General features: G+C 70.7%; 23 protein-coding genes and 1 pseudogene. 17 read left to right on the forward strand and 7 right to left on the reverse strand.

Annotated elements, in window-relative coordinates; all coding sequences use genetic code 11:
• Positions 1-77: 77 nt before the first annotated feature.
• The 5 genes and pseudogenes from OHU89_RS49400 to OHU89_RS49420 form a co-directional block, all read right to left on the reverse strand.
• Positions 78-896 (reverse strand): annotated as a pseudogene (locus OHU89_RS49400) (carbamate kinase); the annotation flags it as partial.
• A gap of 173 nt (positions 897-1,069) precedes the next feature.
• On the reverse strand, positions 1,070-2,644 hold the full coding sequence (locus OHU89_RS49405; RefSeq protein ID WP_405653111.1) for an oleate hydratase: 1,575 nt from the start codon (positions 2,642-2,644) through the stop codon (positions 1,070-1,072).
• A gap of 190 nt (positions 2,645-2,834) precedes the next feature.
• The gene (locus OHU89_RS49410) at positions 2,835-3,209 is read right to left on the reverse strand and encodes a hypothetical protein (protein WP_405653114.1); all 375 of its coding nucleotides are present in this window, start codon (positions 3,207-3,209) and stop codon (positions 2,835-2,837) included.
• A 39-nt stretch (positions 3,210-3,248) separates the two neighbouring features.
• The gene (locus OHU89_RS49415; RefSeq protein ID WP_405653117.1) at positions 3,249-4,463 is read right to left on the reverse strand and encodes a globin domain-containing protein; all 1,215 of its coding nucleotides are present in this window, start codon (positions 4,461-4,463) and stop codon (positions 3,249-3,251) included.
• A gap of 483 nt (positions 4,464-4,946) precedes the next feature.
• Positions 4,947-5,516, reverse strand: a complete 570-nt coding sequence (locus OHU89_RS49420; protein WP_405653119.1) for a hypothetical protein — start codon at positions 5,514-5,516, stop codon at positions 4,947-4,949.
• Positions 5,517-5,839: 323 nt separating this feature from the next.
• On the opposite strand from OHU89_RS49420, the gene OHU89_RS49425 reads away from it, so the two are divergent.
• The 17 genes from OHU89_RS49425 (at position 5,840) to OHU89_RS49505 (ending at position 23,172) form a co-directional block, all read left to right on the forward strand.
• Positions 5,840-6,841, forward strand: a complete 1,002-nt coding sequence (locus OHU89_RS49425) for an Acg family FMN-binding oxidoreductase (protein ID WP_405653121.1) — start codon at positions 5,840-5,842, stop codon at positions 6,839-6,841.
• A 268-nt stretch (positions 6,842-7,109) separates the two neighbouring features.
• Entirely contained in the window at positions 7,110-8,180 is a 1,071-nt protein-coding gene (locus OHU89_RS49430; protein WP_405653124.1) for a zinc-dependent alcohol dehydrogenase family protein, read from the forward strand.
• Positions 8,181-8,220: 40 nt separating this feature from the next.
• Entirely contained in the window at positions 8,221-8,484 is a 264-nt protein-coding gene (locus OHU89_RS49435) for a helix-turn-helix domain-containing protein (RefSeq protein WP_405653127.1), read from the forward strand.
• Positions 8,481-8,876, forward strand: coding sequence for a pyridoxamine 5'-phosphate oxidase family protein (locus tag OHU89_RS49440; protein WP_405653129.1), 396 nt, complete (start codon positions 8,481-8,483; stop codon positions 8,874-8,876). The genes OHU89_RS49435 and OHU89_RS49440 overlap by 4 nt, the downstream gene beginning before the upstream one ends.
• A 149-nt stretch (positions 8,877-9,025) precedes the next feature.
• The gene (locus OHU89_RS49445) at positions 9,026-9,463 is read left to right on the forward strand and encodes a pyridoxamine 5'-phosphate oxidase family protein (RefSeq protein WP_405653132.1); all 438 of its coding nucleotides are present in this window, start codon (positions 9,026-9,028) and stop codon (positions 9,461-9,463) included.
• A gap of 60 nt (positions 9,464-9,523) precedes the next feature.
• The gene (locus OHU89_RS49450; protein ID WP_405653134.1) at positions 9,524-10,354 is read left to right on the forward strand and encodes a universal stress protein; all 831 of its coding nucleotides are present in this window, start codon (positions 9,524-9,526) and stop codon (positions 10,352-10,354) included.
• A gap of 127 nt (positions 10,355-10,481) precedes the next feature.
• The gene (locus OHU89_RS49455) at positions 10,482-12,869 is read left to right on the forward strand and encodes a phosphoketolase (RefSeq protein WP_405653136.1); all 2,388 of its coding nucleotides are present in this window, start codon (positions 10,482-10,484) and stop codon (positions 12,867-12,869) included.
• Between the two features lie 138 nt (positions 12,870-13,007).
• On the forward strand, positions 13,008-13,631 hold the full coding sequence (locus OHU89_RS49460) for a hypothetical protein (protein ID WP_405653139.1): 624 nt from the start codon (positions 13,008-13,010) through the stop codon (positions 13,629-13,631).
• 181 nt (positions 13,632-13,812) lie between these two features.
• Complete coding sequence (locus tag OHU89_RS49465; protein ID WP_405653142.1) at positions 13,813-14,505, forward strand: response regulator; 693 nt, start codon at positions 13,813-13,815, stop codon at positions 14,503-14,505.
• A 132-nt stretch (positions 14,506-14,637) separates the two neighbouring features.
• Positions 14,638-15,666, forward strand: a complete 1,029-nt coding sequence (gene gap, locus OHU89_RS49470; protein WP_405653144.1) for a type I glyceraldehyde-3-phosphate dehydrogenase — start codon at positions 14,638-14,640, stop codon at positions 15,664-15,666.
• A gap of 314 nt (positions 15,667-15,980) precedes the next feature.
• Complete coding sequence (locus OHU89_RS49475) at positions 15,981-17,285, forward strand: GAF domain-containing protein (RefSeq protein ID WP_405653146.1); 1,305 nt, start codon at positions 15,981-15,983, stop codon at positions 17,283-17,285.
• 42 nt (positions 17,286-17,327) lie between these two features.
• Positions 17,328-18,851 carry an aldehyde dehydrogenase family protein gene (locus OHU89_RS49480; protein ID WP_405655025.1) on the forward strand — a complete coding sequence of 508 codons (1,524 nt, stop codon included), beginning with the start codon at positions 17,328-17,330 and terminating at the stop codon, positions 18,849-18,851.
• A gap of 25 nt (positions 18,852-18,876) precedes the next feature.
• Positions 18,877-19,245: a DUF779 domain-containing protein gene (locus tag OHU89_RS49485; RefSeq protein ID WP_405653148.1), complete on the forward strand. Its 369-nt coding sequence runs from the start codon at positions 18,877-18,879 to the stop codon at positions 19,243-19,245.
• Positions 19,246-19,255: 10 nt separating this feature from the next.
• Positions 19,256-20,269: a zinc-dependent alcohol dehydrogenase gene (locus OHU89_RS49490; protein ID WP_405653150.1), complete on the forward strand. Its 1,014-nt coding sequence runs from the start codon at positions 19,256-19,258 to the stop codon at positions 20,267-20,269.
• Between the two features lie 58 nt (positions 20,270-20,327).
• A complete protein-coding gene (locus tag OHU89_RS49495; protein WP_405653153.1) occupies positions 20,328-21,443 on the forward strand; it encodes an NAD(P) transhydrogenase subunit alpha in 1,116 nt (371 codons plus the stop codon).
• Entirely contained in the window at positions 21,440-21,751 is a 312-nt protein-coding gene (locus OHU89_RS49500; protein ID WP_405653155.1) for an NAD(P) transhydrogenase subunit alpha, read from the forward strand. The genes OHU89_RS49495 and OHU89_RS49500 overlap by 4 nt, the downstream gene beginning before the upstream one ends.
• Positions 21,752-21,756: 5 nt before the next feature.
• A complete protein-coding gene (locus OHU89_RS49505; protein ID WP_405655027.1) occupies positions 21,757-23,172 on the forward strand; it encodes an NAD(P)(+) transhydrogenase (Re/Si-specific) subunit beta in 1,416 nt (471 codons plus the stop codon).
• Between the two features lie 77 nt (positions 23,173-23,249).
• Here the strand turns inward: OHU89_RS49505 and OHU89_RS49510 are convergent, their stop codons facing one another.
• Together OHU89_RS49510 and OHU89_RS49515 are read right to left on the reverse strand one after the other, a co-directional pair.
• Positions 23,250-24,887 (reverse strand): NAD(P)-binding protein, encoded by a 1,638-nt coding sequence (locus OHU89_RS49510; protein WP_405653158.1) that lies wholly within the window; start codon positions 24,885-24,887, stop codon positions 23,250-23,252.
• Positions 24,884-25,408: a hypothetical protein gene (locus tag OHU89_RS49515; protein WP_405653160.1), complete on the reverse strand. Its 525-nt coding sequence runs from the start codon at positions 25,406-25,408 to the stop codon at positions 24,884-24,886. Before OHU89_RS49515 ends, OHU89_RS49510 begins: the two co-directional genes overlap by 4 nt.
• Positions 25,409-25,417: the final 9 nt, after the last annotated feature.

Genomic DNA, 25,417 nt, shown 5'->3' on the forward strand with positions numbered 1-25,417 from the left:
AGGGGAGGGCCGACCAGGGCCCGGGACAGGGCCATACGGTCCCTGCCTCGCTGCCCGTGCGGCCCCCTCCGCCAGGCGGCGGTGAGATCGCGCCGGACCAGCGTGCCCGACCGGCCGTTGACGATCTCGTACGCCGCGTTCAGGGCCCCGATCGCGGTCGGCCCTCCGGTGCGCTCGACGAACCGGGCGGAGGCCTCGGCCTTCGGCCCCATGGAACATTCAGGGATGCCTCGGCCGCGCAGTTGCGTGAGGGTGGCGTTGCGGACGGGGCGCTGGGCCGGGGTGCCGTACTTCTCGTAGACGTTGGGCACGTCGGTGAGGATTTAGCAGGAAGTGCCGCTTGAGGTCCTAGGCGAGCAGGGCCGCGGTGAGGTCCTTGTCGATGACGGCCTCCAGGCCCGTCAAGGCACCTGTGTTGCAGTCGGCGGTGACGGCTACGCCTCCGCCGCCGAGCAGGTCGTTGATCGTGTCGGTCTCCACGATTCGGTCGGGGACAGGCGAGGGAACGACCCGCCGCCAGCCTCCGGCGTCCTGGGCGATGTGCCAGCCACGCTCGCGCACCAGGGACACCGCCACCTCGCGGGGGCAGACCTGGCCGACGAACTTCCTGGGCCGGTCGAAGGCCGGACATGTGCTCGTACGAGGGTATGAGCGACCAGGGTGGCGATGCGGCGGCCGGCCAGGGCGTTGTGCAGGGTGCAGGACGGCAAGGAGCCGATCATGCCCTGGGTCCGGGCGACGAGCAGGTGCAGTGGAAACGGGGTGCTCAGCGCGGGATCGGCCGCGCTCTCCACGGCGAGCAGGCCGTCGGGGAACCGTTGCCGTGGGTGATGACCAGCTCGGGGGAGTGCGGCGAGCACGGTGGCGACCTGGTCGATGTTGGCCTGCTGGACGGCACCAGGCACGGGAATGGCCGGACCTGCGCGAACGACTTGTCGGCTTCGACGGACGCCCACCCGTCCCACGCGCAGATGGCGATCCGCCTGGGAAATAGTCCTGAGGGGTCGGTTACGCCACGTTGTGTTGAAGCCCCGTCGTCATGCTCGTCGCGCCGTGACGAACCACGGGGTCACCGGCGGTGCATGGTTTCCAGGGCGACCGCCAGTACGTGCGGGTCGTGGTGACCCTTGTGGACAGCGGGCGGCTGCTTGTCGAGCCCGAGGAGCTGAGCTACCGCGGTCCAGGCGGTGCGTACGGAGTACTCGACGGTGAAGACCACGTCGTCGGGCACCTCCGCGAACTGGCCGATGAAGGCGAGGTTGACCGAGCCCTCCGGCACGACCTTGGGCCGGTCACCCCGGCGGCGAGCCAGGAACTGGCTGGTGATGTACGGCATCACGCAGGGCACGACGGTGGAGGTCTCAAGGACACGGGCCGCCGTCGGCTCATCGAGTTGCAGATGATGCAGGACCTCTTCGAGGATCTCCCGGCCGGAACACATCGTCATCGGCTTGGGTGTGTGGTTGCCCGGGCGCCCGGGGAACAGACCGTAGCCCCACCAGACCGAGACGCCCTCGGGCTGGTCCCGGTACACGGGCTGGCGGTTGGCGACGATGGTGAGCAGCCAATTGGATTCGGTGAAGGTCATCAGGCCGCCCCTTCCGGTCTCGCGGCCGCTGAACTTCTCCAGCGCGCCGAGGAAGGCCGGGTCCTTGGAAGTGACCGTGAACGACTCCCAGCGGGACTCCTTCACATGCTTGTCGAAGACGGCCGGGTCGCCGAAGTTCTCCCGGCCCCGAGCCAGCCGGTGCCAGAGCAGCCAGGCATCCGAGCGAGGGGGAGCGGGCCGGGGCGCGCTGGTGTGTGTGCCGAGGCTGGAGGCGTCGGTCATGGAACCGTTGGTGACCAGGACCAGGTCCGTGGGGGCGACCGGGATCTTCTCCTCGTGACCGCCTCTGGTCAGGTAGATGGTGTCCACCGTGCCGCTCCGGATCCCCGGGGTGAACCCCAGGTCGGTGACCCGGCAGCCGGTGTGGACGGTGACACCGTGCTCGCGCAGCCAGGCCGTCAGGGGCCGCACGATCGAGTCGTACTGGTTGTAGCGAGTGCGGTGGATGCCCGACATCGAGGCGAACTCGGGGAACAGGTGGATGAAACGCCTCAGGTAGCGACGGAACTCGATGGCGCTGTGCCAGGGCTGGAAGGCGAACGTGGTGCACCACATGAACCAGAAGTTCGTGGTGAAGAAGTGCTCGCCGAAGCAGTCCGTGATCCGCTTGCCGTCCAGATGCCCCTCCGGGTTCGCCAGGCAGCGGACCAGCTCCAGCCGGTCGCGCTCGGAGAACCCCATCGCCCGCGTGTCGACGATCTTCCCGTCGCCGTCGACGAGACGGGCGATGTCGTCCCAGGCGAAGTCCTCGTGGCCGTCCAGGATCTCCTGTGTCACGGACACCGAGGGGTCGTCCAGGGTGGGAATGGCGGACAGCAGGTCGTACGTGCAGCGGAACTCGGCCTCGAACATCCGCCCGCCCCGCATGGTGTAGCCGGCGTCCGCCGTGCCGCCCGCATCGAGACTGCCCCCGATCTCGCGCTGCTCCTCGAAGAGGTGGATGTCCGCTCCGTCGAAGCCGCCGTCGCGGATCAGGAATGCGGCCGCGGCGAGCGCCGCTATACCGCTGCCCACCAGATACGCCTGTGCCATCACACAACTCCTCGTTCTCGCCCGTCGATCGGGAACCGCACGTCCCACGGTTTCCCGTGCAGGTCGTGCCGTCAGTGGGCCATTGGTCACCGGCCCGGTCCGGACGGCCCACTGATCGGGCCGCCCCACGCGCGGGGACAGCGCGACGGCCCGGTCGGCGGACTGTCCCCGACCGGGCCGTGTCACCGTGGACTCAAGCGGACTGCTGCCCGCCACGCCACGGAGGGACGGCTGTCCGGTGACCGGTGCCCCCGGAGTGGGCGGCCTTGTCGGTCTGCCGGCGCAGCCGGTCCTGGAGCTGGTCGACGACCTCCGTGGCGGTGGCCTCCTCCGCGAGGACCACGACCTGCCGACTGCCCACGTACAGGTCGGCCGTGGCCGACCAGGGGCGGCTCGCGTGGTGGGCGGCCGCTCGTACGATCCGCACCTCGCCCGTCACGGCGGGCAGCCCCGGCCGACTGACGACGGCGTCGATCTTCGTACGCGCGTACGCCAGGGTGTCCTCGTCCACGGCTCCTTCGCCGCGCAGCCGAATCGCGGGTGCTGCTTGAGTGTTGTCGCTGGTCATGGGGGTTCCTTCCTCAGAGCGAAGTAGGGACGGCGCGTTTCATGCCGCCGTGCCGGGCAGCCACAGGTCGGGGCCGAAGACCTCGTAGCGGATCCGTCGCGCCGGCACTCCGGCGTGCAGCAGTTGTCCGCGTACCGCTTGCATGAACGGCAGCGGGCCACACAGGAACACCGTGGCGTCGTCAGGGACTTCGATCCCGCCGAGGTCCATCAGGCCGGTGCGGGCGTCGGGTTCCTCCGGACCGGGCCGCTCGTACCAGAACACGGCGCGAGCGTCCGGAAGCCGGCTGGTGAGCTCTCGTGTCTCGGTGCGCAGGGCGTGGTCGGCGGGGGAGCGGTCGGCGTGCAGGACCAGCACCGTGCGAGGGGAGCCGAGGGCGGTGAGGTGGGCCAGTATGCCGGTCATGGGGGTGCAGCCGATGCCCGCCGAGACCAGGACGAGCGGGGCGGTGGCGTCGGTCGGGTCGTCGAGGCAGACGTCGCCGAAGGGTGCGGAGAGCGTGAGTTCATCGCCCGCGCGGGTCTGCTCGTGCAGCAGACCCGAGACTTCGCCGTCCGGCTCGCCCGCCGTCCCCTCGACCCGCTTCACGGTGATCCGCCGCAGGTCCCCGCCGGGGTCCGAGGACAGGCTGTACTGCCGCAGCTGGTGTACGCCGTCGGCCATGCGGACGCGCACACTCACGTACTGGCCCGCCCGTGCCCGCGGGGCCGGTTCGCCGTCGGCCGGGCGGAGCAGGAAGGACACCACGTCCGCGGTCTCGGTACGGCGTTCCACGACCGTCCACTGCCGCCAGATGCGGCCGGGCTGCACACCCGCGTCCTGGTAGAGCCGGGCCTCCTGGCCGATCAGGGCGCCGGCCATCAGCCAGTACACCTCGTCCCAGGCGGCCGCGACCTCGGGGGTGACCGCGTCGCCGAGGACCTCGGTTATCGCGCCGAAGAGGTACTTGTGCACGATCGTGTACTGGTCGTCGGTGACCCCGACGGCGGCGTGCTTGTGCGCGATCCGGGCCAGGAGTGTGTCCGGGCGCGTGTCCGGGGCGTCGAGCAGCGCGGTCGCGAACCCGGCGATCGAGCCGGCCAGGGCTCGGCGCTGCGCGCCACTGGCCTGGTTGCCTCGGTTGAACATGCCGTCGAGCAGTTCCGGCCGGTCCCGGAACATGGCGCCGTAGAAGCGTGTCGTGATCTCGTCGAGTGCTCCGGCCACAGCGGGGAGGGTGGCACGGACCAAGGCGGCGGATTCTGCGGACAGCATGAAGCCTCCCAGGCAGGGCGGAAGAAGGGGAAGAGCGCCGCATCGGACTGGGCGGCGCTCTTCTGTGTATCAGGCGATGGCCCGCGTTTCGGCGCTGTTTCGCCCCACCTGGCCAAGTAGGGACCAACGGCCCCATCGACTCGGGCGCATCGGCCCAACAGCTACCTCGGCGACAGGTCCGTACGGCGGCGTCCGCTGCTGGAGGGAGCCGTCGCGCGGCGAAGCCGGGACGGAGCCGAATGGGTTCCCCGGTCAGGCGCGCGGGGGCCAGGGGGTGCGGCCGGGTCCTGGCGGCTGAGGGGGATGCGCCAGGGCAGGCGGGTGCCGGGTTCGGAGCGGCCGGTCAACTTGAACGTGCCTCCGAACTTCTCCGCACGGCGGCGCGGGTTGGTCAGGCCGCTGCTGTGGGTGACGGCGGGTCGATGGCGCGGCCGTTGTCGGCGATCTCCAGGAGCCCTCCACCGAGGGCGGTCCGCCGACGCGTCAGCTCGTCTTGTGCCCCCACTGCGGACCGACGAGGTCCCACTCGCTGCCCCACTCGTCGATGCGCCGTCGGTCGAGCCACCACCGTGTCCCGGCCCAGGCGCCGACGACCAGGCCGGTCACGGCGAGAGCGGCCCCGGCACCCAGGAGGTCGGCTTCGACGGCGGCGGCTTCCCGGCTCGGTGGTGCGGTGACCAGGGCGCCCTGGATATTGGTCCAGACCGTGACGCCGGCCCCCGCGTTTTTTCCGCTGCTCACCAATGTCGTACCGGTGTGGACGGAACCGTCGTGATCGGTCCAGCGGACCTTCGCCCTCGTGCGGTAGCTGTTCGCGGCGGCCGCAGGGGTGTCCGTGAGGAGGACGGCGTGTACGGCGGTCCGCTCGGCCCGCTGTCGTGCGAAGACGCCGTCGGCCGCCAGCGCCGTCACCGTGCCCGCCAGCGTGCCGCCCACCGCGATCAGTGCGCAGGCGGCCAGGACGAGCCATGCCTCGAGTACGTCGACGCGTCGGCGCAACGGGTTGCTCCGCCACCTCCAGAACCACTTCTTCGTAAGCCTTCCGGCACGCATCGGTCTGCACCTCCTCGTCGTCGTCACTGCCAGCAAGGTGACAGGCCGAAGCACGCCCCGACATGGGCCGATCAGGGGGTGTCGTGGGGCCGAACGGGGTCAAGTCCAGGAGGGGGGCCGTTCAGCCTCATAGAGCCGGGGGTGCGTACGAGCACGACGACGGGCAAGCCGACGCAGGGCACCGCACGGCACCGTCGCGGTGGCCGGTCGTGGCCTGTCCGGCCACCCACACAGGACCATCGGCCCCTGACTTCGCCGGCGCCTCGCTCCCACCCTTGAAGGACGTCGTCACTTGCCCGAAGTCCGTACGGGAGGAGGGCACCATGCGAACCGCGCCCCTCGACGCCGCGACCCTGGAAGCCTGCATTTCGGCCGCCGTGGCCGCGCCCTCGTTCTTCAACACCCAGCCGTGGCGCTACCGACTGGACCCGGAGGCCGTCGCCTTCGAGGTGCGCGCCGCACCGGAGCGGAGCCTGCGCCACGCGGATCCGTTCGCTCGTGCGCTGCACCTGTCGGTGGGCGCGTCGGTCTTCAATCTCCGTGTCGCGGTCTCCCACTTCGGCTGGTCGCCGGTCGTGCGACTGCTGCCACGCCCCGAGGACACGAACCTGCTGGCCATCGTGCGGCTCACGGGATCCCGCAGCTCACATCCACCGGGGCACCGTGGGGACCTCTATCCGACGATCTGGCGCAGGCACAGCAGCCGCTTCCCCTTCTCCGGACGGCCGCTGCCGCAGAACGCGCGCGTCGAACTCGCCGAGGCGGCCCACATGGAGGGAGCTTCACTTGCCTTTCCCACGGTGGAGGAGACCGCCCGCGCGCTCCGCGTGGCCACGGAAGCAGAGCAGCGCAACCGTGTCGACGCCGACCGTGGTACGGAAAGCCGCCGCTGGGTGCACAAGGACCTGGACGATCCCGCTGACGTCGGTCTCCCGCAGGACGTCCTCGGTCCGCAGGACGCGCGTGAACGGCTGCCCATGCGGGACTTCACCGCGCAACGGCATCCCGAGCGGCTGCCCGCCCAGGACTTCGAGACCAGCCCCGTCATCGGCCTGTTGACCACTGCGCACGACCGCCGTGCCGACTGGCTGCGCGCTGGTCAGGCGCTGGAACACGTCCTGCTGGTGGCCACGGCGCACGGCCTGCGCACCTCTCTGGTGCACCAGCCGATGGAGTGGCCCGACCTGCGGCAGGACCTGAGCCCCGATCCCGATCGCACCGGGCACGCACAGATGCTGATCCGCCTCGGCTACGGCCCGGAGGGCGCGGCCACACCGCGGCGCGCTCCGCACGCGGTGCTCGACATGGAGGGGCCGGACGAATAGCCCGCTTCCTCGGGACGGTCACGCGACCGCGGCGCTGGTGACGTGCTGTGCCGCAGCACCGACCTGGGCGAGGCCGGACGCCGGGCCGCTCGGTGGGTCCGGTCGGTCCCGTCCAGGTGGGAGATGGGGACAGTCGGCCCAAGCCGGATGCCGGCCACTGGGGCCACGCTGGACCTGAGGGGCAAGCGTGACACCGCACCCCCGCCGCGGCCGGGCCGTCCGTACGGCGACACGCCGCGCAACCGCCAGAGCACAGGGAGGAACGGCCATGAAGGGTTTCGTCTTCCACGGCCCGGGACAGTCCGCCTGGGAGAAGGTCCCCGATCCCGGAATCAAGGACCCCACGGACGCGATCGTGCGCGTCGAGGCGGTCACCATCTGCGGCACGGACCTGCACATCCTCAAGGGCGATGTGCCCGAGGTGCGTCCTGGCACGGTGCTGGGGCACGAAGCGGTCGGCGAGATCGTCGAGACCGGTAGTGACGTGCGCACGGTACGTCCGGGCGATCGGGTGCTGGTCTCCTGCATCACCGCCTGCGGCCGTTGCCGGTTCTGCAGGGAGGGCACCTACGGCCAGTGTCAGGGCGGCGGGGGCTGGATTCTCGGCCATCTGATCGACGGCACGCAGGCCGAGTACGTGCGCGTGCCGTACGCCGACCTCTCCGTGCACCCGCTGCCCGCCGCGGTCGGCAGTGAGGACGCCGTGCTGCTGGCGGACATCTTCCCGACCGCCTACGAGGTGGGTGTCCTCAACGGACGTGTCCGGCCCGGTGACACGGTCGCCGTCGTCGGGGCCGGTCCCGTGGGACTCGCCGCGATCGCCACGGCCCGGCTGTACTCGCCCGAGCGCATCGTCGTGGTGGACCTGGCCGACTCCCGGCTCGACGCCGCCCGGCGCCTTGGCGCCGATGCCGTGGCACGTGCCGGAGAAGCTCCCGAGCAGCTGATCGCCGATCTCACCGACGGGCTCGGCGCCGACGTGGTCATCGAGGCCGTCGGTGTGCCGGAGACCTTCGAGATGTGCACCCGCATGGTGCGCCCCGGCGGCCACGTCGCCAACGTCGGCGTCCACGGCAAACCGGCGACCCTCCACCTGGAAGATCTGTGGATCAAGAACGTGACGATCACCACCGGGCTGGTCGACACCTTCTCCACGCCGACCCTGCTGCGCATGGTGGCCGCCGGCCGGCTGCCCACCTCGTCGCTGGTCACCCACACCTTCCCGCTGGAACACATGGCGGAGGCGTACGACGTCTTCGCCCGCGCCGCGGACACCGGCGCCCTGAAGGTGGTGCTCGGCGGGCAGCGGCACGACGCCCTGGCCGTCCCGGCGGCCTGACAGGAGAAGGAGGCGAGGGACTGGGGACGGACACACGTCATTGCCCACGGCGCACCCGCCGACGGGACCCGCACGCAGTGACTTCGGGCGCCGTCCCGTACAGCGCCGTGCGGAACTCGGCCTGACCCTGCGAGAGACGGCGGATAGGGCGGGTATGGCCGCCAACTACCTGAAGTACGTGGAGGAATCTCCCACCGCCGTCCCGGGCTGGAACGTTGTGCTCCAGCTCGTCGGCGCTCTGGAGACCACCGTCACGGCGCTCACCGGCGTCGACACGAACAGCCCGCCCGCCGTCCCGAGTTGACCGAGCTCGACACCGAGGAGTGCTGGAGCCGGCTGGGCACGCACGGTGTGGGCAGGGTGGCGTCGACCATCGCGGAGGGGGCGATGGTCCTGCCCGTCAACTACACCGTCGTCGACGGAGCGATCACGTTCCGGACCGCCACCGACTCCGTACCCGCACAAGTCGTGGGCGAGCGGGTCGCCTTCGAGGTCGACCACATCGACGAGACGTTCGGCCGCGGCTGGAGCGTCCTGGTGCGTGGTCGCGCCCGGGGCGTGGCCCGTCCGGAGCTTCTGCGCTGCCTCGCGGACCAGGCGCACAGCGTGCCCTGGCGGGTGGCCGACGCGATGTGTGGGTGTGCGTCGACGTCGTCGGCATCTCGGGCCGCGCGATCACCTGGCGCCGCGGGCTGAGCGGCCGCATGGAGGCCCGGTCGGGCCACGGCGGTACGAGCTTCCGGGGCTGCTCTCCGGGAGGGCAGGGCCCGATGGCCCCTCTGCGGGGGCCGCTGCCCCGTCGAGGATGGGACGTGTACCGGTGCTCCTGGTGAAAGGCGGTGGCCATGTATCCCAACGACGGGTTCCGCGAACTGGACCGGCAGGAGTGCCTGAGCCTGTTGGCGAGGCCGCAGATCGGCCGCGTCGTGCACACCCGCAAGGCCCTGCCCGCCGTCCTCCCGGTCAACTTCGGCCTCGACGACGGCGCCGTGGTGCTGCGGACGTCGGCGGCCTCCGAGCTGGCCCATGCGATCGACGGCGTGGTCGTCGCCTTCGAGGCGGACGAGGTCGACGCCGTCGCGCAGTCCGGCTGGAGCGTGGTCGTCACCGGCCGGGCCACCGTGGTGACCGATCCGGCGGAGCACGAACGGCTGCGCCGGGTGGGGCCGCGCTCCTGGGCGCCCTCGCCCAGGGAGGTCTTCGTACGCATCGAACCCGAACTGGTCACCGGACGCGAACTGGTCGGCGGACGCACGCTGTACGGCGCGGATCTCCCGGCCTGATCGCCGACGGCGGCATCACATGTGACCAACACTTTTCGGAGATCAGAGGGGAACAGTGACATGACTACCCAGCACGTGGTCGTCGGAGTGGACGGCTCACTGATCGCCGTGCGCGCGCTGGACCGCGCCGCGGACGAAGCCCTGTCCCGCGGGGCCACGCTGCGCATCGTCTTCGCCGTGCCCGACCGGGACGAGGCCGGACCGGTCCTGGCCTCGGCCGCCGCCCGGATCCGTGCCCGTCATCCGGGGCTGCGGGTCGTGACCACGGCGTCGGAGGCCGGAGTGGTGGAGGCGCTGGTGCGGGAGAGCGACGGCGCGGCACTCACCGTGGTCGGCAACCGCGGACTCGGCCGGTTCACCGGACTGCTCCTCGGCTCGGTGAGCCTGCACCTCGCGGGGCACACCCGCAGCCCGTTGCTGGTCGTCCGCGGCGATCATCCGTGTGACGGCGGCCGGGACGTGCTGCTGGGCCTGGCGGGCGACGCCGACGAGGACGCCGCGGCCTACGCCTTCCAGGAGGCCGCGCGGCGCGGTGCCCGACTGCGCGTCCTGCATTCCTGGATCCACCGGCACGTCACACCCGAGCTGCCCTCACTGGTGCCCGCGACCAGCCCCGGCCAGCGCGAACTGGCCCGGGTCGACGCCGCCGAGTCGGCCGTACCGCGCTTCAGCATGGCCGAGCTGTACGAGCGGTACCCGGAGGTTGAGGTCGAGGCCCGCACGGTCCGCACCAGCCCGGCGCACGTGCTGCTGGAGGCCACCCGCGGGGCCGGCCTTGCCGTGGTCGGTGTCCACCACCATGCCGGCCGGCCGCGCCCGAGCCTGGGTCCGGTCGCCCACACCCTGTTGCACCGCTCCCACTGCCCGGTGCTGCTCGTGCCGAACGGCTGACCGTCCGACGGGCCCCAGGGGATGGCCCGGTCGGCCCTGTCGGGTACCCGGCGGGCGGGCGCAGGGTGGAGAGACGCATCCCGGCATGCGCCCTCGACACCGAATCCCGCCCCGGAAGGGACCCGACATGTCTGTCGACACACCGCAGGCGTCCACCGCCGCGCTCACGGACGAGGAACTCAAGGCCCTGGACGCCCACTGGCGTGCCGCGAACTATCTTGCCGTCGGTCAGATCTACCTGATGGCGAACCCCCTGCTGACCGAGCCCCTGCGCCCCGAGCACATCAAGCCGCGGCTGCTCGGCCACTGGGGAACCTCACCCGGTCTGAACCTCGTCCACACCCACCTCAACCGGGTCGTCAAGGCCCGCGGCCAGGACGCCCTGTGCATCTGGGGCCCGGGCCACGGCGGCCCCGCCGTGCTCGCCAACGCCTGGCTGGAGGGCTCGTACAGCGAGACCTATCCGGACATCACACGGGACGCGCAGGGCATGGGCCGCCTGTTCAAGCAGTTCTCGTTCCCCGGCGGTGTGCCGAGCCATGTCGCCCCGGAGACGCCGGGCTCGATCCACGAGGGCGGCGAGCTGGGCTACTCCCTCTCACACGCCTACGGAGCCGCGCTCGACAACCCGAACCTGCTGGTCGCCTGTGTGATCGGCGACGGCGAGGCGGAGACCGGGCCATTGGCCGCGTCCTGGCACTCCAACAAGTTCCTCGACCCGGTCTACGACGGCGCCGTCCTGCCGATCCTCCACCTCAACGGCTACAAGATCGCCAACCCCACGGTGCTCGCCCGCATACCGGAGGCCGAACTCGACGCGCTGCTGCGGGGATACGGCCATTCCCCGATCCACGTCACCGGTGACGACCCGATGACCGTGCACCGGGCCATGGCCGCCGCGATGGACGACGCCCTGGAGCGGATCGCGGCCATCCAGAGCTCCGCCCGTGAGGACGGCGTCAGCGAACGCTCCCACTGGCCGGTGATCGTGCTGCGCACCCCCAAGGGCTGGACCGGCCCGGCCGAGGTCGACGGTCTGCCTGTGGAGGGCACCTGGCGCTCCCACCAGGTCCCGCTGGCGGCCGTGCGTGACAACCCGGAGCACCTGCGCCAGCTGGAGCAGTGGCTGCGCTCGTACAAGCCGGAGGAACTCTTCGACGAGCACGGCCGCCCCCGCGAGCAGGTGCTGGCCTGCATCCCCGAAGGAGCCCGGCGCCTGGGCGCCACGCCGCACGCAAACGGCGGGCTGCTGCTGCGTGAACTGCCCCTGCCGCCGCTGGAGCGGTACGCCGTCCCCGTCGACAAGCCGGGCGCCACCCTCCACGAACCCACCCGGGTCCTCGGCGACCTGCTCGAACATGTCATGCGGGAAACGCGCGAGCGCCGCGACTTCCGGATCGTCGGCCCCGACGAGACCGCCTCCAACCGCCTCCAAGCCGTCTTCGACGCCAGCGGCAAGGCCTGGCAGGCCCAATTGCTCCCGGTCGACGAGCACCTGGAACGCCACGGACGGGTCATGGAGATCCTCTCCGAACACACCTGCCAGGGCTGGCTGGAGGGCTATCTCCTCACCGGCAGGCACGGGTTGTTCTCCTGCTACGAGGCGTTCGTCCACATCGTCGACTCGATGGTCAACCAGCACATCAAATGGCTGCGCGTGACCCGTAAGCTGCCCTGGCGCGCCCCCATCGCCTCCCTCAACTACCTGCTGACCTCGCATGTCTGGCGCCAGGACCACAACGGCTTCTCCCACCAGGACCCCGGCTTCGTCGACCACATCCTCAACAAGAGCCCGGAAGTCGTACGGGTCTACTTTCCGCCGGACGCCAACACCCTGCTGTCGGTGGCGGATCACGCGCTGCGCAGCCGCGACTACGTCAATGTGATCGTCGCCGGCAAACAGCCCAGCTACGACTGGCTGTCGATGGAGCAGGCGAAGGCACACTGCGCCCGAGGCGCCGGGATCTGGGACTGGGCCGGCACCGAGGACGGCACCCGGGATCCGGACGTCGTACTGGCCTGCGCGGGTGACGTTCCGACCCAGGAGGTGCTGGCCGCCGCCCAGTTGCTGCGCCGGCACCTGCCGCAGCTCGCCGTACGCTTCGTCAACGTGGTCGACATCGCCCGGCTGCTGCCGAGCGAGGAACACCCGCACGGGATGAGCGACTTCGAGTACGACGGCCTGTTCACCCAGGACAAGCCGGTGATCTTCGCTTACCACGGCTACCCCTGGCTGATCCACCGCCTGGCCTACCGCCGCACCGGGCACAAGAACCTTCACGTACGCGGTTACAAGGAGATCGGCACCACGACCACACCCTTCGACATGGTCGTCCGCAACGACCTCGACCGCTACCGGCTGGTCATGGACGTCATCGACCGCGTCCCCGGTCTCGCCGTGCGCGCCGCTGCCGTCCGCCAGTCGATGGAGGACGCCCGGCTGCGCCACCACGCATGGATCCGCGAACACGGCACGGACCTGCCCGAGGTCGCCGACTGGACGTGGGACGGCTGAACGGGCCTTCAAGCAGGGCCGTTCGGCCCCACGGCCAGGGGCTCGCAGCCCCTCCGATCCGGGGCGCGGAAGCGGGACATTGATGATGCCACGACAGACATCGACAACCCGCGTAAGTCTCTGGAAGGGATGAGCACCATGGCAGTTCAAGACCACTCGCACCGGCACCTGGGATTCCACCTCCCGTCCCGGCGCAGGACCGGCACCGCTGCGGCGACGGCCGACACCTCGACCGCCGCGACGACCGCCACCCGTGCGTACGTGTTCGCAGGGCTGCGGCTGCTGACCGGGTTCGTCTTCCTGTGGGCGTTCCTGGACAAGACCTTCGGGTTCGGCTACGCGACCGGTTCCGGCAAGGGCTGGATCGACGGCGGATCGCCGACCAAGGGCTTCCTCAGCGGGGTCGCGGCCGGTCCGATGGAGTCGACGTTCCACGACTGGGCCGGGGCCGCCTGGGCGGACTGGCTGTTCATGCTCGGCCTCCTCGGCGTCGGTTTGGCGCTGATGCTGGGCATCGGCCTGCGGCTCGCGGCAATCGCGGGCACCGCGATGATGGCGCTGATGTGGATCGCTGAGTGGCCCCCGGCCAAGCACCTGTCCGACGGGTCGCTGAGCATGTCGACCAACCCGTTCGCCGACTACCACGTCGTCTACGCCGTCGTCCTGATTGCCCTCGCGGTCGCGGGCGCCGGCGCCACCTGGGGCCTGGGCAAGGCCTGGGCGCGGCTGCCCTTCGTCAGCCGCAACCGCTGGCTGACCTGACCGGCACACCCTCAGGGAGCGGGGCACCACCGCGGTGACGCGGTGGTGCCCCGCCTTCGCGTGCGAGGGCGTCAGGGCCGAACGGCCCTGGCCTTTGGTCCCGCGAACGGGAAGGATCGCAGTCGGGAGCCGATCCGCCAGTGGGCGGCCGTCGGCGGACGACAGCGACGAGGAGCATCCGATGGCCGACAGCCGGCAGCCCGGTCCCGACAACCCGATCCGGGTCTTCCTGTTGGACGACCACGAGGTGGTACGCCGCGGCGTGCACGACCTGCTCAACGACGAATCGGACATCACCGTGGTCGGCGAGGCCGGCAATGCCGAGCAAGCCCTGATCCGCGTGCCGGCCCTGCGTCCCCAGGTCGCCGTCCTGGACGTGCGCCTGCCGGACGGCGACGGCGTCTCCGTGTGCCGGGAGCTGCGCTCGCGCATGCCGGAGCTGTCCTGCCTGATGCTGACCTCGTTCGACGACGAGGAGGCCCTGCTGGACTCGATCATGGCGGGTGCCGCCGGATACGTCCTGAAGCAGATCCGGGGTTCGGACCTGGTGGCCGCCGTCCGTACGGTCGCGGCCGGCCAGTCCCTGCTCGACCCGAGCGCCACCACCCGGCTGATGGCGCGGCTGCGCCAGGACCAGAAGAAGGAGGAGGCGCCGGACGCGCTGCCGGGCCTGACCGAGCGCGAGCGGGAGATCCTGGCCCTCATCGGCGAAGGACTGACCAACCGTCAGATCGGCCAGCGGCTCTTCCTCGCGGAGAAGACCGTCAAGAACCACATCTCCCGTCTGCTCGCCAAGCTCGGCGTGGAGCGCCGCATCCAGGCCGCGGTCATCGCCACCCAGGCCCAGGACAGGCTCCGGCAGGAAGGGAACTGAGCCCGCCGACCGGGCTCGCCGGGTGGGCCGAACGTCCCTGAACCGGCCCCCGTGCGGCCCCATGCCGATTCCGTGTCCGGCCAGCAGGCTGGGAGCGTAACCGGATACGGATCGATCGGGAGGGCGACGGACATGAGCGTGCGCGTGGGGATCAACGGTTTCGGCCGCATCGGACGCAACTACCTGCGGCTCGTGCTGGAGCGGGCGGAGGCCGCCGCCGGGACACCGGTGGAGGTCGTGGCGGTCAACGACATCACCTCGCCGGCGGCGCTGGCGCATCTGCTGACGTACGACTCGACGTACGGCCGCATCGGCCGCACCGTCGAGCACGACGAGAACTCCCTCACGGTGGACGGACACCGCATCGCGGTGACCGCCGAACGCGACCCGGCCGCGCTGGCCTGGGGCGACCTCGGCGTGGACATCGTCATCGAGTCCACCGGCCGGTTCCGCACCCAGGAGCAGGCAGGGGCGCATCTGAAGGCGGGGGCACGCAAGGTACTGCTGTCCGTGCCGGGCAAGGACGTCGATGCCACGGTCGTGATGGGCGTCAACGAGGCGACGTACGACCCGGAGAACCACCATGTGGTCTCCAACGCCTCCTGCACCACCAACTGCGTGGCTCCCATGGTCAAGGTGCTGGACGAGCGTTTCGGCATCGACAAAGGCCTGATGACCACCATCCACGGCTACACCAATGATCAGGTCGTCCTGGACGGACCGCACAAGGACCTGCGCCGTGGCCGCAGCGCCGCCGTCAACATCATCCCGACCAGCACCGGGGCCGCCCGTGCCGTGGGCCTCGTCCTGCCGGAGCTGACCGGCACCCTCGACGGCATCGCCGTACGCGTGCCTGTCGAGGACGGCTCGCTGACCGACCTGGCCGTGGTCCTCGACCGGGCCGTGACCGCGGACGAGGTCAACACCGCGTTCCGGGAGGCCGCCGACGGGCCGCTGAAGGGGATCCTGCGGGTTTCCGACGCCCCGATCGTCTCCCGCGACATCGTGGGCGACCCGGCCTCCTGCGTCCTGGACGCCCCGCTGACCCAGGCGCACGGCGAGCTGGTCAAGGTCTTCGGCTGGTACGACAACGAGTGGGGCTACACCAACCGGCTGCTGGACCTCACCGAGTACGTCGCCGCCCGGCTCCCGCAGCTCTGACGGGCGACGGCGGTCCTTGACTGCGGCAGCCGGGCGAAGGCCATGGTGTAACGGTCCGAACAGCTCGGCGGCGCAATGGAGTCGAGCAGCCCGGGAAGCGGTGGCGCCGCACCGGTGAGGTGGGTGCCGGTTCGGCGGTAGGGGCCGAACGGCCGCTCGGCTCGCACGGCACGTTCACCACGTCCGGCGCACTCCCACGGCCCGGCCCCGGCCCCGGTGCGGGGTCCGAGCGGCCCTGTGACGGTGCTGTTCGGCCCCGCTGCGCGCCTTGACACGCGGGTGGGCTCTCGGTGATCCGACCAGGAGGCAGACACATGGGAGGAGCCATGGACGTGCCCGCCGCGGCCCGCGCCGCGCACGAGCGGTTCGTGACGTCACTCGGCACGCCGCACGGGGTGCGGGACCTGGTGGCCGACTCCTGGCGGCGCAGCGCCACGTCCGGCGCACCGGCCGACGGCAGTCGGCTGCCGCCTCAGCGCAGGACGCCCGGAGAGCTGGCGGCATACCGGCGCGCTCATCCGCTGGCCACGGTGCTGCCCCTGTTCCGGGAACTTCTGGGGGCCGGAGCGGCGGACGACGGCCACGTCTTCGCGGTCGGTGATGCCGACGGAACCCTGCTGTGGGTGGAGGGCGACTCGGCGACCATGGGGCGGGCCGAGCGGATGCATTTCGTCGAAGGCGCCGTGTGGTCGGAGGCGCAGGCAGGGACGAACGCCCCGGGCACCGCGTTGGAACTGGCGCACGCCGTGCAGATCGTGACTGGAGAGCACTACAGCTCCGCCGTGCACGGCTGGTCGTGCGCCGCGGCCCCGGTCCGTGAACCCGGCACCGGCCGCCTGCTCGGCGTCATCGACCTCTCCGGCGGTGGGACCATCGCCACCCCGCCCGCCCTGGCCGCCGTGAGAGCAGCGGCTCTCGCGGCGGAGGCGGAGCTCGCCCGCACGCTGCTCGGGCCCGATGGGCGCGTGCTCGACGTACTGGAGGGCCCCGCGGTTCGGCTGTCCGCGCTGGGCCGTGACAGCGCCGTACTGGAGAGCGGCGGCCACGTGCACCGGCTGAGCCCACGGCACAGCGAGATCGCGGTGTCGCTCGCCCTGGAGGGCCGTGGCGTGCACGGGGACCGGCTCGCGGTGGATCTGTCGGAGCGGGAGATCCCCGCCTCGACACTGCGCGCCGAGATGACCCGGCTACGCGCGGTGCTCGGTCCCGCCCTGCTCGGTTCGCGGCCGTACGCGCTGCTGCGCCCCGTGCGCAGTGACTTCGGGGAGCTGGCCTCCTTGCTCGCCGCAGGGCGGGTGGGCGAGGCACTCGCCCGCTACCCGGGCCCGCTGCTGCCGCGCTCCGAGGCGCCGGTCGTAGTGGAGCAACGGCGGGCCCTGGAACAGCAGTTGCGGGGTGCCGTGCTCGGATGCGGCGACACCCGGCTGCTGCGCCGCTGGGTGGCGGCGGCCTGGGGAGCCGACGACTGTGCCGCGTGGCTGGCGCTCGCCCACCGGCTGCCGGGCGGTTCGGCGCAGCGCGCGGCAGCGGCGGCCCGGGCCCGCGCGCTGGACCACACTCTGACTGTTCCGCCGCAGCTCGGACGGCATGCAGCGGTATTGCAGCGTTCCCGCTCCTAGCGTGCTGAGTATCACCCGATCGTTGCGAAGGGAGAGGGGACGATCATGAAGTACGAGCCTCCGGGCAGGCCGGGCAGCCCCGTTGACGTCGCGCCCCGGTACGAGAACTTCATCGGCGGCAAGTGGGAGGCACCCATCACGGGTGAGTACTCCGCCAACCTGTGCCCTGCCACCGCCAAGCCGATCTGCGAGGTCCCGAAGTCGGGGCCGGACGACATCGAACTCGCCCTGGACGCCGCCCACTCGGCGAAGGATCAGTGGGGCGAGGCATCCACCACGCAGCGGGCCGCGGTCCTGAACAAGATGGCCGACGCCATCGACGCCCACCGCGAGGAACTCGCCGTCGCCGAGAGCTGGGAGAACGGCAAGCCGGTCCGTGAGACCCTCGCCGCCGACATCCCCCTCGCCGCCGATCACTTCCGCTACTTCGCGGCCGCGATCCGTGCCGAGGAGAGCTCGATCACCGAGATCGACAAGGAGACCATCGCGTACCACTTCCACGAGCCGCTCGGCGTTGTCGGACAGATCATTCCGTTCAACTTCCCGCTGCTGATGGCCGCGTGGAAGCTCGCCCCGGCGCTCGCTGCCGGCAACGCCACGGTGCTCAAGCCCGCGTCGCCGACCCCGTGGTCGATCCTGAAGCTGATGGAGGTCGTCGGCGACATCCTGCCGCCGGGCGTCCTCAACGTCGTCAACGGTCCCGGCGCCGAGATCGGCAAGGCCCTCGCGACCAACAAGCGCATCGCGAAGGTCGCCTTCACCGGTGAGACCACCACCGGCCGGCTGATCATGCAGTACGCGGCGCAGAACATCATCCCGGTCACTCTGGAACTGGGCGGCAAGTCGCCGAACATCTTCTTCAACGACGTGGCCGCGGCCGACGACGACTTCCTCGACAAGGCCGTCGAGGGGCTCGTCCTGTACGCGTTCAACAAGGGCGAGGTCTGCACCGCGCCGTCACGTGCGCTCATCCAGGAGGACATCTACGAGGAGTTCATGGGCCGCTGCCTGGAGCGCATCCGCGCCATCAAGCAGGGCGACCCGCTCGACACCGCCACCATGATCGGCCCGCAGGTCTCTCGGAGCCAGATCGAGAAGATCGCCTCGTACGTCGAGATAGGGCTCAAGGAAGGTGCCGAACTGCTCGTGGGCGGCCACCGGCCCACCATCGGCGGGGAGTTCAAGGACGGCTACTTCTACGAGCCGACCGTCCTCAAGGGACACAACAAGATGCGGGTCTTCCAGGAGGAGATCTTCGGACCCGTCCTCGCGGTCACCACCTTCAAGGACGAGGCCGAGGCGCTGGAGATCGCCAACGACACGCTCTACGGCCTCGGCGCCGGCGTGTGGAGCCGCGACACCGGGCGCACCTACCGGATGGGCCGCGCCATCAAGGCCGGCCGTGTCTGGACGAACTGCTACCACCAGTACCCGGCGGGTGCCGCGTTCGGTGGCTACAAGGTCTCCGGCATCGGCCGCGAGACCCACAGGATGATGCTCGAGCACTACAGCCAAACCAAGAACCTCCTGGTCAGCTACGGCACCAAGCCGCTCGGGCTGTTCTAGAAGAGCCTGTCCAGAGGAGCACGACATGCCCGCGAAGGTCGTCAACGGCAACGCCGGGCGCGTCACCGCAACCGAGGCGGCGCACAGGGCGATAGCTGCCCTGCGCGCCGCGCACGGCAGCCCGGTGATGTTCGTCCAGTCCGGCGGCTGCTGCGACGGCAGCGACCCGATGTGCTTTCCCGGCGGCGAGTTCGCCCTGGGCGAGAGCGACATGCTGCTCGGCGTCCTGGACGGATGCACCTTCCACATCGACGCCGACCTGTACGAGGCGCTCGGCCGTCCCCGCCTCGTCCTGGACGTCGAAGAGGGCACGCCGGGCGGTTTCTCCCTCGCAGCCGCGGACGGGCTGCACTTCGTCACCCGGGCCAGGCAGGCCCGGCACAAGGCCAGTTGAGGAGCAGATCATGAGGGCAGCAGTCGTCACCGACTTCGGCAAACCCCTGGAGATCCAGGACCTTCCCGTGCCCCGGCCCGGCCCAGGGCAGGTGCTCGTGAAGATGGAGGCCTCCGGTCTCTGCCACACCGACATCCACGCCGCCCACGGGGACTGGCCGGTCAAGCCGCAGCCGCCGTTCGTCCCGGGCCACGAGGGCGTCGGCCCGGTCACTGCCGTGGGCGACGGCGTCCAGGCGGACCTGGTCGGCAAGCGGGTCGCGATCCCATGGCTCGGCTCGTCCTGCGGCACCTGCCGCTACTGCGTGTCCGGCTGGGAGACCCTGTGCGAGAGCCAGGTCAACTCCGGGTACTCCGTGGACGGTTGCTTCGCCGAGTACGCCGTCGCCGACGCGGGCGCGGTCGTCCAGGTGCCCGAGGGTGTGTCGTCGTTCGACGCGGCGCCGCTGACCTGCGCGGGCGTCACCACCTACAAGGCGATCAAGGTCGCCCGCGTGGTCCCGTCCGAGCGGGTCGCGATCTTCGGCGTCGGCGGCCTCGGTCACCTGGCCGTCCAGTACGCGCGCCTCGTGGGCGGCCTCGTCACCGCCGTCGACCTCGAACCCGACAAGCTGGGCCTGGCTCACCGGCTCGGCGCCGACCAGCTCGTCAACGCCCGCACCCACGACCCGGTCGAGGAGATCAAGAAGGCGGGCGGGGCGGACGTGGCCGTCGTACTCGCCGCTTCCCCCAAGGCGTTCGAGCAGGCTTACAGGTCGCTCAACCGTGGCGGACGGCTCGTCATGGTCGCGCTGCCCGCCGACAACGCCGCGATCAACGTGCCGATCTTCGAGACCGTGCTCTTCGGGATCTCCGTCATCGGCTCCATCGTCGGCACCCGCCAGGACCTGGCCGAGGTGTTCGCCCTGCACGCCGCCGGACGCACCCAGGTCATCGCCGAGACCCGGCGCCTGGACGAGGTCAACGGCTCCTTCGACGAGGTCCTCGGCGGACGGGCCGAAGCACGGCTCGTCTTCGAGTTCTGAGAGATCTGAGAGTTCTGCGGCCCGGGAAACCCCCGGGCCCAGGGAGAGGCAGCAGATCATGGCAACCCTCACCGTAGGTGCCGTACGGGAGCGGGCCCCCGGCGAACGCCGGGTCGCCCTCGTCCCCGAGGCCGTCACCCTCCTGCGCCGGGCCGGGATCGACGTCCTGATCGAGACCGGAGCCGGTTCCGGCGCCTGGTTCACCGACGCCGACTACACCGCCGTCGGCGCGACCGCCGTACCCCCGGACGAGCTCTACGCCCGCGCGGACGCGGTCCTGTGCGTCGGCCCGCCCGACGAGGAGGCCGCCCAGGCGCTGCGCCCCGGGCAGACCCTGATCGGCCTGCTCGAACCACTGCGTCACCCCGGCCTCGTCGAGGAGCTGACCGAGCGCAGCATCCGCACGGTGAGCCTCGATCTGCTGCCTCGCACCCTCAGCCGCGCCCAGTCCATGGACGCGTTGACCTCCCAGGCGAGTGTCGCCGGCTACAAGGCGGCCCTGCTCGCCGCCGACTCCTACGACCGGTTCTTCCCGATGCTGACCACCGCGGCGGGCACCATGCGCCCGGCGCAGGTCCTGGTCCTCGGCGCCGGAGTGGCCGGGCTGCAGGCGATCGCCACCGCCCGCCGCCTCGGCGGCGTCGTCACGGCGTACGACGTACGCCCCGATTCACGAGGGGAGGTGCAGTCGCTCGGCGCCCGGTTCCTCGACATCCAGAGCCCTCCGAACGGGGAACCGGGAGCCGGACAGGGCGGCTACGCAAGGGAGCTGACCGAGGAGGAGCAGCAGGCCCAACGCGACGCGCTGGACGCCCACATCGCACGCTCCGACGTCGTCATCACCACCGCCCAGGTCCCCGGGCGCAAGCCGCCGTTGCTGGTGACCGCGGCCGTGGTCGAGCGGATGACAGCCGGCTCGGTCGTCATCGACCTCGCGGCGAGCGAACTCGGCGGGAACGTCGAGGGCTCCGAGCCCGACAAGACCACCGTCCTCGACAACGGAGTCACCGTCATCGGTGCCGGACGCCTGCCGTCCGCGATGGCGACCGCCGCGTCCACCGCCTACGCCCGCAACCTCGTCGCGCTGCTGCGTCACCTGGTGCGCGACGGCGAACTCGTCCTCGACCCGGCCGACGAGATCGCGGCCGCACTGACGGGAGGAGGAACATCATGAACAACCTCGATCTCCTCACCGCGATCACCGTGTTCGTGCTGAGCGTCCTGGTCGGCATCGAGGTCATCAGCAAGGTTCCGGCCACCCTGCACACCCCGCTGATGTCCGGCTCCAACGCGGTGCACGGCATCGTCGTCATCGGCGCGATGCTGATCGCGGCCGAGTCGCACACCTGGCTCGGCTACGCCCTGGCCTTCGTGGCCATGGCGTTCGGGGCGATGAACGTCGTCGGCGGATACGTCGTCACCGACCGGATGCTGGAGATGTTCAAGGCCAAGCCGGCGACAGAGAAGAAGCAGGAGGTGTGAGTGCCATGGACACCGTCTCCGACACCGTCCACTACGTCTTCCTGGCCGCGGCCGCCTGCTTCGTGATCGGCCTGCATCTGATGAACCACCCGCGCACGGCCCGCCGCGGCAACACGCTCTCCGCCGGGGCGATGGCCGTCGCGATCGGCGCCACCGTCTGGTTGGTGGCCCACCAGGACCGGATCAGCAGCACGGGCTGGCTGGTGCTGGTCAGCGGCGGCGTGCTCGGCGCGGCTCTGGGACTGTGGGCCGCGCGCGAGGTGAAGATGACCGCGATGCCTCAACTGGTCAGCCTCTTCAACGCGGTCGGCGGTGGCGCGGCCGCGCTCATCGCCGTCAACGATCTCCTTCAGACGGAAAACCCGGCCGGGCTGGGTGCACGCGTGTCCCTTCCCGGCGCGCTGGACATCGTCATCGGCGCGGTCACCTTCTCCGGATCGCTGATAGCCGCGGGCAAGCTTCAGGGCGTCGTGTCCGGAGCGCCGGTGGTGTTCCCGGGGGCGCGGCTGCTCAACGTGCTGCTGCCGGGAGCCTTCGTCGCCGGCACGGTCTGGCTGGTGCTGGCACCTGACTCCCGTACCGCGCTGTACGGTCTGACCGCTGTGGCGCTGCTCTTCGGCGTGACGATGGTGCTGCCGATCGGCGGTGCCGACATGCCGGTGGTCATCGCCCTGCTGAACGCCTTCACGGGCTCTGCGGTCGCGATGGCGGGCTTCGTGCTCGACGAGACCGCGCTCATCATCGCGGGCATGCTCGTCAGTTCCTCGGGCGGCATCCTCACCAAGCTGATGGCCGACGCCATGAACCGGTCCATCGCCAACATCGTCATCGGCGGCTTCGGCACCGGCGACAGCGCTCCTGCGCCGACCGGGTCCGGGGCGCCGGCTCAGGTGCGGTCGGTCTCGGCCGACGACGTGGCCATCCAGCTGGCGTACGCCGGCAAGGTCATCTTCGTACCCGGGTACGGCCTCGCCGCCGCCCAGGCCCAGCACGAACTCGGCGATCTGGCCAAGCTGTTGACCGACCACGGGATCGATGTCAGTTACGCCGTCCACCCGGTCGCCGGCCGGATGCCCGGGCACATGAACGTGCTGCTGGCCGAGGCCAACGTGCCGTACACCCAGCTGAAGGAGATGGACGACGTCAACCCCGAGTTCCCGCAGGCGGACGTCGCCCTTGTCATCGGCGCCAACGATGTGACCAACCCGATCGCCCGCCGTTCCGGCAACGCGATCTCCGGCATGCCGATCCTGGACGTCGACAAGGCCAGGAGCGTCGTCGTCATCAAGCGCTCGATGGGCCACGGCTACGCGGGCATCGACAACGAGCTCTACACCGATCCGAAGACCGGCATGTTCTTCACCGACGCGAAGAAGGGACTGAGTGAACTGAAGTCAGCCGTTGCGGAGTTCGTCGGCTGACGGCACCTCGGCCGACATGGGGGCGCCCCCGCGGTGAGGACCGCGGGGGCGCCGTCGTGATGTCCACGTGCGCCGTCTCACGCTCCGGAGTTCTCCTCGGGCACCATGTCGATGGCCCCGCTCGGGCACTCGGCCGCGCACAGTCCGCAGCCCTTGCAGTAGTCCAGGTCGATCGTGAAGCCCTTGCCGGGGCCCAGCTTGGTGATCGCGTTGTCGGGGCAGACGCCGTAACAGTTGTCGCATTCGAAGCAGTTGCCGCAGGACATGCAGCGTCGCGCCTCGAACAGGGCCGTGGACTCGTCGAGGCCCTGCACCACTTCGTCGAACGTCGAGACCCGGCGGGCCAGTTCGAGCCGTGGCCGCACGGCGGCGGCCGCGTCCGAGTAGTACCAGGTGTTGAGCCGCTCGAAGTCCGCAGGTGCGTGCTTGGGTTCGGGCCGGTAGTCCATGCCGCGCAGATACGCGTCGATGTGCCGTGCCGCCTTCTTGCCGTGCCCCACGGCCACGGTGACCGTGCGCTCGGCGGGCACCATGTCGCCGCCGGCGAAGATGCCCTGATGCCCCGTCATCAGACCGTCGGCCACCTGGACCATTCCGTGGTCGACGGAGAGCTCCGGAACGCCTTTGAGCAGGGACAGGTCGGAGTCCTGGCCCAGCGCGAGCACCACGGCATCGGCCTCCAGCTCCTCGAACTCGCCCGTGGGCTGTGGGAATCCGGTGTCGTCCAGTCGCATCCGCTCGATGGTGAGGCGGCCGCCGTCGGCGTGCTTGATGGTGGAGAGCCACTTCATCCGCACGCCCTCCTCCAGGGCCTCCTCGACCTCCTCGTCGTGTGCGGGCATACGGTCCCTGGTGCGCCGGTAGACAACGACGGCGTCGGTGGCGCCGAGCCTTCGCGCGGTGCGAGCTGCATCCATTGCCGTGTTGCCGCCGCCGTAGACCGTGACCCGGCGCCCCAGCAGGGGCGGATCCGCACCCTCCATGCCGGCGAGCAGCGCCACCGCGTCGAGGATGCGGGCGCTGTCGCCGGCCGGGATGTATGTCCGCCGGCCGATGCTCGCGCCCACGGCCAGGAACACGGCGTCGAAGCCGCCGTCCCGCTGTGCGGCGAGCACGTCGTCCACGCGAGCGTTCAGTTCGAACGTCACCCCGAGCCCGCGGATGCGGTCGATCTCCGCGTCCAGGACTTCGCGCGGCAGCCGGTAGCGCGGGATGCCGTAGCGCATCATGCCGCCCGGGCGGTCCTGCGCCTCACGGATCGTCACCTCGTGGCCCAGCAGCCGGAGATGGTACGCCGCCGACAGCCCGGCCGGACCGGAGCCGACCACCAGGACACGCTTGCCGGACGAAGCCTTTGGGGGCTGCACGATCCAGCCGCGCTTGATCGCCTGGTCGCCGAGGAACCGCTCGACGGAGTTGATCCCGACCGCGTTGTCGACCTGCACGCGATTGCAGGCCGTCTCGCAAGGGTGGTAGCAGACCCGGCCCATGACGGCGGGCAGCGGGTTGTCCCGCATCAACTGCCGCCAGGCGGCCTCGTAGTCACCGCTCTCGGCGTGGAAGAGCCACTGCTGGATGTTCTCGCCGGCCGGGCATGCCTGGTTGCACGGCGGGATCCGGTCGACGTAGACGGGACGCTCGGTGCGCCAGGCGCCGGTGCGGTTGGCCAGGCTGGACCCCACGTCCAGAGTGATCGCGAACGGCTTCTCCTTCACGGCGCCTCCTCCTGCGTGAGTAGCCCGAACCGGGCGATGTTGCGGTCCGCGGCCCGCTGGAGGCGGGCGAGGACGTCCGTATGGACCTCGGGCTCGAAGAGGTGCGCATACCGCTTCTGCGGGCGCAGATACTCCTCGACCGGTACCTGTCGGCGGATCGGCGTCACATCAGTGACCTCACCGTCCACCGCCTCGAACACGGGGAACAGCCCGCTCTGTTCGGCGAGCCGCGCGATGCGCACCGTGTCGCAGGACGCCGTGCCCCAGCCCAGCGGGCAGGGCACCAGCACATGCAGATAGCGGGCGCCGCGCAGGCCCATCGCCCGGTGCACCTTCGCCTCCAGGTCGCGCAGCCCGGCAACGGTCGCGGTGGCCACGTACGGGATCTCGTGCGCCATCGCGATCAGGGGCAGGCTCTTGCCCTGCCCGAACAGCGCGCCGGGCTCCTCGCCGACCGCCTGTGTCGTCGCCGTGCGCGCGGCTGGGGGAGTGGCCCCGGAGCGCTGCACACCGGTGTTCATGTACGCCTC

Origin of the sequence: Streptomyces sp. NBC_00019 (assembly GCF_045041015.1) — a bacterium.
Classification (GTDB): domain Bacteria; phylum Actinomycetota; class Actinomycetes; order Streptomycetales; family Streptomycetaceae; genus Streptomyces.

Excerpts from the sequence above, each read along its gene's own strand:
- OHU89_RS49445 (WP_405653132.1), top strand. The coding sequence starts at position 9,026 with ATGTATCCCAACGACGGGTTCCGCGAACTGGACCGGCAGGAGTGCCTG.
- OHU89_RS49420 (WP_405653119.1), bottom strand. The coding sequence starts at position 5,516 with ATGCGTGCCGGAAGGCTTACGAAGAAGTGGTTCTGGAGGTGGCGGAGC.
- OHU89_RS49410 (WP_405653114.1), bottom strand. The coding sequence starts at position 3,209 with ATGACCAGCGACAACACTCAAGCAGCACCCGCGATTCGGCTGCGCGGC.
- OHU89_RS49505 (WP_405655027.1), top strand. The coding sequence starts at position 21,757 with ATGGACACCGTCTCCGACACCGTCCACTACGTCTTCCTGGCCGCGGCC.
- gap (WP_405653144.1), top strand. The coding sequence starts at position 14,638 with ATGAGCGTGCGCGTGGGGATCAACGGTTTCGGCCGCATCGGACGCAAC.
- OHU89_RS49450 (WP_405653134.1), top strand. The coding sequence starts at position 9,524 with ATGACTACCCAGCACGTGGTCGTCGGAGTGGACGGCTCACTGATCGCC.
- OHU89_RS49460 (WP_405653139.1), top strand. The coding sequence starts at position 13,008 with ATGGCAGTTCAAGACCACTCGCACCGGCACCTGGGATTCCACCTCCCG.
- OHU89_RS49515 (WP_405653160.1), bottom strand. The coding sequence starts at position 25,408 with ATGAACACCGGTGTGCAGCGCTCCGGGGCCACTCCCCCAGCCGCGCGC.
- OHU89_RS49430 (WP_405653124.1), top strand. The coding sequence starts at position 7,110 with ATGAAGGGTTTCGTCTTCCACGGCCCGGGACAGTCCGCCTGGGAGAAG.
- OHU89_RS49500 (WP_405653155.1), top strand. The coding sequence starts at position 21,440 with ATGAACAACCTCGATCTCCTCACCGCGATCACCGTGTTCGTGCTGAGC.
- OHU89_RS49465 (WP_405653142.1), top strand. The coding sequence starts at position 13,813 with ATGGCCGACAGCCGGCAGCCCGGTCCCGACAACCCGATCCGGGTCTTC.
- OHU89_RS49425 (WP_405653121.1), top strand. The coding sequence starts at position 5,840 with ATGCGAACCGCGCCCCTCGACGCCGCGACCCTGGAAGCCTGCATTTCG.
- OHU89_RS49475 (WP_405653146.1), top strand. The coding sequence starts at position 15,981 with ATGGGAGGAGCCATGGACGTGCCCGCCGCGGCCCGCGCCGCGCACGAG.
- OHU89_RS49455 (WP_405653136.1), top strand. The coding sequence starts at position 10,482 with ATGTCTGTCGACACACCGCAGGCGTCCACCGCCGCGCTCACGGACGAG.
- OHU89_RS49415 (WP_405653117.1), bottom strand. The coding sequence starts at position 4,463 with ATGCTGTCCGCAGAATCCGCCGCCTTGGTCCGTGCCACCCTCCCCGCT.
- OHU89_RS49490 (WP_405653150.1), top strand. The coding sequence starts at position 19,256 with ATGAGGGCAGCAGTCGTCACCGACTTCGGCAAACCCCTGGAGATCCAG.
- OHU89_RS49485 (WP_405653148.1), top strand. The coding sequence starts at position 18,877 with ATGCCCGCGAAGGTCGTCAACGGCAACGCCGGGCGCGTCACCGCAACC.
- OHU89_RS49495 (WP_405653153.1), top strand. The coding sequence starts at position 20,328 with ATGGCAACCCTCACCGTAGGTGCCGTACGGGAGCGGGCCCCCGGCGAA.